A 4,633-nucleotide genomic window follows, 5' to 3' on the forward strand; every position below is an offset into this window, starting at 1 on the left:
ACATGACCCAGACTGGGCCTGAATGATATCAGGCAGGCGATGTCTGATAGATCTGCAACGAATACCCACTCGCGCAGAACCACTTTCTACCGCTACCTATGGCTTGCGTGAACTGCTTGATCCCTTCCCTTGTTCCTATGACTGTGTTGTAGTTTTTACCATAGTTTTTGACGCTATCCAGCCAGGCTTCCGGGTCGATATTCAAGCGCTCCAGGATTGGCGCCAGTTCTGAAGGAATGGCACCTGATTTATCTTCTCTGATGGCTCGTCCTGCCCAGTCGGTCAGTGCCAGGTAGTCTGGCAGGCTAAAGTTCAAGCCTGTGGGTTTGTCTTGATGCTCGCCACCCACAAACGGCGCTAAATGCGCTGGTGCTGTGGTTGCGGTTTCTGCATGATTCCCTCTTTGCTCAAGTGTTTTTTGATAATGTCTGATGCGATCCTGAATGGAGGTGAAGTCTGATGCTTCCGGTCGATCGGCTATCTTTGCCCGGATCGGGTTGAGATCAACGTAACTCATGCAGGTCAATAGGGCGGCATCGTCAAGCAGGGCCTGGCTTTTGAACCGGCCTTCCCAGAATTTACCTGTGCAGTTGTCCTCTTCATTGGCCTGCCTTGCGATACTTTCATTGAGATTGCGCATGAACCAGCTGATATCGTAGAGTCTGTGGCGCCACTTTTCGATATCCTCGGCAACCACATCCAATTCGGCCTTTGTTAGCTTTATGCCACTCAGATAGCGACCAACAATGGGGCTTGGCTTGTAGAGCTTGGTCCATCGGGCAATGACTTCATCATCACGCCATTTTAAAGCGGCTTCCCGATCAACCTTCAATATGGTGTGAGTGTGATTGTGCATCACGGCATATGCGCAGATGGCGATTGAGAACACCCCATCCAACTGCTTGAGCTTTTCCACTATCCAGTCTCTACGGTGTTCGTAACTACATCCGGTTAACTGATCCTCTCCGCACAGGAAAGCGCGGCGCACGCAGCGCGATACACAGTGGTAATAGGGGGTTTCTTCAAGACAGATCTGTTGCTTGCGCGATATCGTCATGGCCGGCTCCTTGGCATGGTTACATTCCTTGTACCGTCTGACTTTAACTCAGCTGGATGGTCTTTTCAAATGGTGACTGTCCCTGTATCTTTCAGTTAACCGGTTGGCCAATGCCACTGCTGCTTTGTTCGCATTTCTGCGTTTAGCAATTGCTCTTGCCCATTGAATCATCCTATCTTGCGGATTCTTACATCGATATAGCGCAGCCCTGGCGCCATGGACCATCATACTACGCAGATAGCGGTTTCCTCGTTTACTGATACCCGACAGGTAGCCGGTATCACCGCTCGCATGTAATTTCGGAGTGACTCCCAACCACACAGCCATCTCTCTGGCATGGGAAAATTGACTACCGTTTCCCACAGCACTAATGAGAGCTGTTGCGATGATATAACCAATACCTGGCAATGTCATGAGTAGTTGGCAGTGTGGGTTTCTCTCTGCTATCTCTTTTAGCTGCTGATTTAACTGATTCAGGCGATCTGTCAGTGTGTGATATTCTTGGGCTATTAATTGCAGTTGTTCTTTCATCAGTCCGCTAAATTCCGAAGCTTCAGGCTGAGATAATGCGCTCAGTAGCGTACTGAAGTGTATTATTCCTTTAGGGGCTATGATGCCGTATTCACTTAGAATGCCCCGGGTCTGGTTTACCATCCCCGTTCTTTGGCGAACAATCCGTTGGCGAATGCGATGTAGGGCCTGAAGATCCTGCTGCTCAGTTGTCTTAATGGGAACGAATTTGATATTAGGTCGCTGTGCCGCTTCGGCAATAGCCAGAGCATCATTGTGATCATTCTTATTGCCACGCACAAAGGGTTTTACATGCTGTGCCGGTATCAACTTAACATCATGCCCCATTTCAGCGAATAGCCTGGCCCAATAGTGACTGGAATAGCAGGCTTCCATTGCTAATAGTCCCGTTTTTTGTTGGGCAATGAGCTGGGTGAGTTGACTTCGTTTTATCCGTTTATTGAGTGTTATGTGGTTATGCGAATCAAGTACACAAACCTGAAAACTATTTTTTGCCAAATCGATGGCTATGAGGCTATGCTTTTTCATGATGGACGCCCTCCATGTAACCTATGTTCACTGAACTAGTTTGGCGCATCGACGCCGGATTGGTAGGGCGTCCATCTCATCAGGCACCATTTGAATACAGGTCACCTGAGTGTTCTTTTCAAATAGTGCCTGTCCTGGTTTATTCTTGAGAATACCCCATCCAGCTGCTTGAGCTTTTCCACTATCCAGTCTCTACGATGTTCGTAGCTACGACCGGTTAATTCATCCTCTCCGCACAGGAAGGCGCGGCGCACGCAGCGCGATACACAGTGGTAATAGGGGGTTTCTTCAAGACAGATCTGTTGCTTGCGCGATATCGTCATGGCCGGCTCCGTGGCTTTGAGTACATTCCTTGTACCGCCTGACTTTAACGCACCTGAATGCTCTTTTCAAATGGTGACTGACCTGTACCTTTAGGAATCTTATCAGGACCATCCACACCAGTGAGTTGTGTCATAGTTGTTGCGTTTTAAAGTGATGAGAAAGCGGTCATCCGCCTTGACCCTAGTCTGGCTAGGACATGGTTTTTTAAAGCCGAGTGACTGTTTTAGACAGTCAAGTGCGGATCTTCATCAGGGCCAGGAAGAAACAGATAATCTTCCATTAAATTAGGCCGGATATATGTCAGCACAACTACCGCTATCAAATTAAACCAACAACTATGATAACCAGGGCGTTACTAAGGGCTGCGTTGAGTAGCCCCACGGGCGAATTTGGCTTGACAACTACCGGGTGTCCATATATGTCCCTGTATCTCTGTCAAATGATGCCTGTAGTGGTCAAGTTATTTTGGCCACGGTTTTCTGTGCTTTCCAGTACTGTCGTTCAACTACTTTGGGTGCCAATCCATCATTGTGAGTATGTGGCCTGAAATGGCTATAGTATCCAATAATATACTCTGTGATGTGGTACTTCGCTTCCACAAGTGAGCGATAGCCGACCTCAGGCACCCATTCGGTTTTCAAGCTTCTGAAAAAACGTTCAACTGGGCTATTGTCCCAGCAGTTTCCACGTCGACTCAGGCTTTGTACCATTTGATAGCACCACAGCTGTTGGCGGAAATGTAGGCTGGTGTATTGGCAGCCCTGGTCGGAATGAAACATCACCCCTTTGGGTTCACCGCGAGACTCAAAGGCTATCGTTAACGCCTTCTTTGTTAGCGAACTGTCAGGGTTCAGCGATAATGCCCAGCCCACCGGTTGTCGCGCGAACAGATCAAGCACGATGGCTAGATAAGCCCAACGTCGACCAGTCCAAATATAGGTAATATCACCTGCCCAGACTTTATTTGGTGCATCTACGTCGAACTGCCGATCTAGCCGGTTTGGTATGTTGATATGCGGCTGCTCGGCTTTCTTGTAGCGATGCTTAGGTTGCTGGCTGCTCACCAGTCCCAGCGCTTGCATACGGCGTGTCGCACGATAACGGCTCAGTGGGTTACCCTGTGCTGTCACCATTCTCGCTATTGACCTGGCTCCGGCTGAGCCATTGCTCAGTTCGTGGGCGGTCTTCACCTGCTCGCGTAACCGTCGCTCTGCTTCTGACAGCCGTTTCGGGCGGTCCCGCCATGCCCGGTAGCTGCTACGGTGCACACCGAACGCGAAACACAGCTGATTCACTGGATAGCTCTCTTGATGTAAACGCTTAATTAGCGCGAATTGTTCAACGAGTCCGACATCATGAGAGCTGTAGCCTTTTTTAGGATTTCTTTCTCCGTTTCCACCTGTCGCAAGCGCTTTTCAAGCTCTTGGATGCGGCGTTGATCGGGTGTCATTGCCGATGCTTTGGGAGTTTTCCCTTGTCTCTCCAGGCGTAATTGTCGTACCCAGTTCTCCATCGAGGATTTGCTGACGCCCATCGCTTCACAGCCCACCCTGATTGAGTATTGCTGGTCAACAACCAGTTGTGCCGCTTCCAGTTTGAATTCCGGACTGTATCTCCTGCGTGTTTTTGCCATTTGTTCACCTGTTTATCGTCTGGAGTGATAATATCACCCATAATCAGGTGGCCAAAATAACTATGCCACTACAGCCTGTCCTGGTTTAATGCTCTTTTCAAATGATGCCTGTCCTGGTTTAATCGCTGGTTTAATCGCCTATATGTCCTACCATTGCCATTCGGCGCAATACATTACGCTATTGCGCTTTACCGCGTTGGAATACAGATTAGGCATCAAGCCCTAAAGATCGATCGTTGCGCTTCGCGAGTTCACCGCAACGCAGGTTTAGTTAGGAACAGATATTAACTTCCAATCACCCGATTGAGCATCCTCTTTACTTAAATCCACTTCATCAAGTGTCTCTAACGCTCTCAAATCATTCGTAGGATCGGTTTTTTTTACAATTTCCTCCCGCTCTACTTTAATAACTTGGCGAATATTGCCACCCCTCCGTATCTCACATTTACACTGCTTGATCAGATTTTGCTCGCCATCTATTCGGCCACCCAAAATTGTACGGCCATCAGCAAAGTTAAATATGTTTAAGATTTGCATTTCAAATTGCATTTAATTTCACC

At 48.4% G+C, this 4,633-nt stretch carries 5 protein-coding genes; all 5 read right to left on the reverse strand.

Annotation, left to right across the window (positions count from 1 at the left end; all coding sequences use genetic code 11):
- Window positions 1–28: 28 nt before the first annotated feature.
- Window positions 29–1,057 carry a transposase gene (locus tag R2K28_RS10080; protein ID WP_316369657.1) on the reverse strand — a complete coding sequence of 343 codons (1,029 nt, stop codon included), beginning with the start codon at window positions 1,055–1,057 and terminating at the stop codon, window positions 29–31.
- Window positions 1,058–1,105: 48 nt separating this feature from the next.
- Window positions 1,106–2,116, reverse strand: a complete 1,011-nt coding sequence (locus tag R2K28_RS10085; protein ID WP_316369658.1) for an IS110 family transposase — start codon at window positions 2,114–2,116, stop codon at window positions 1,106–1,108.
- 101 nt (window positions 2,117–2,217) lie between these two features.
- Window positions 2,218–2,439: a transposase gene (locus R2K28_RS10090; protein ID WP_316369659.1), complete on the reverse strand. Its 222-nt coding sequence runs from the start codon at window positions 2,437–2,439 to the stop codon at window positions 2,218–2,220.
- Between the two features lie 456 nt (window positions 2,440–2,895).
- Window positions 2,896–4,073, reverse strand: a protein-coding gene (locus tag R2K28_RS10095; protein ID WP_316369661.1) for an IS3 family transposase whose coding sequence is annotated in 2 segments (ribosomal slippage) — window positions 2,896–3,818 and window positions 3,818–4,073 — 1,179 coding nt in all. Because the reading frame shifts where the segments join, the coding sequence is not laid out codon by codon here.
- Window positions 4,074–4,340: 267 nt separating this feature from the next.
- The gene (locus R2K28_RS10100; RefSeq protein WP_316369663.1) at window positions 4,341–4,622 is read right to left on the reverse strand and encodes a hypothetical protein; all 282 of its coding nucleotides are present in this window, start codon (window positions 4,620–4,622) and stop codon (window positions 4,341–4,343) included.
- Window positions 4,623–4,633 lie beyond the last annotated feature (11 nt).

The sequence above is a fragment of the Candidatus Thiodiazotropha sp. CDECU1 genome (assembly GCF_963455295.1).
Taxonomy (GTDB): domain Bacteria; phylum Pseudomonadota; class Gammaproteobacteria; order Chromatiales; family Chromatiaceae; genus Thiodiazotropha.

Excerpts from the sequence above, each read along its gene's own strand:
- R2K28_RS10080 (WP_316369657.1), bottom strand. The coding sequence starts at position 1,057 with ATGACGATATCGCGCAAGCAACAGATCTGTCTTGAAGAAACCCCCTAT.
- R2K28_RS10085 (WP_316369658.1), bottom strand. The coding sequence starts at position 2,116 with ATGAAAAAGCATAGCCTCATAGCCATCGATTTGGCAAAAAATAGTTTT.
- R2K28_RS10090 (WP_316369659.1), bottom strand. The coding sequence starts at position 2,439 with ATGACGATATCGCGCAAGCAACAGATCTGTCTTGAAGAAACCCCCTAT.
- R2K28_RS10100 (WP_316369663.1), bottom strand. The coding sequence starts at position 4,622 with ATGCAATTTGAAATGCAAATCTTAAACATATTTAACTTTGCTGATGGC.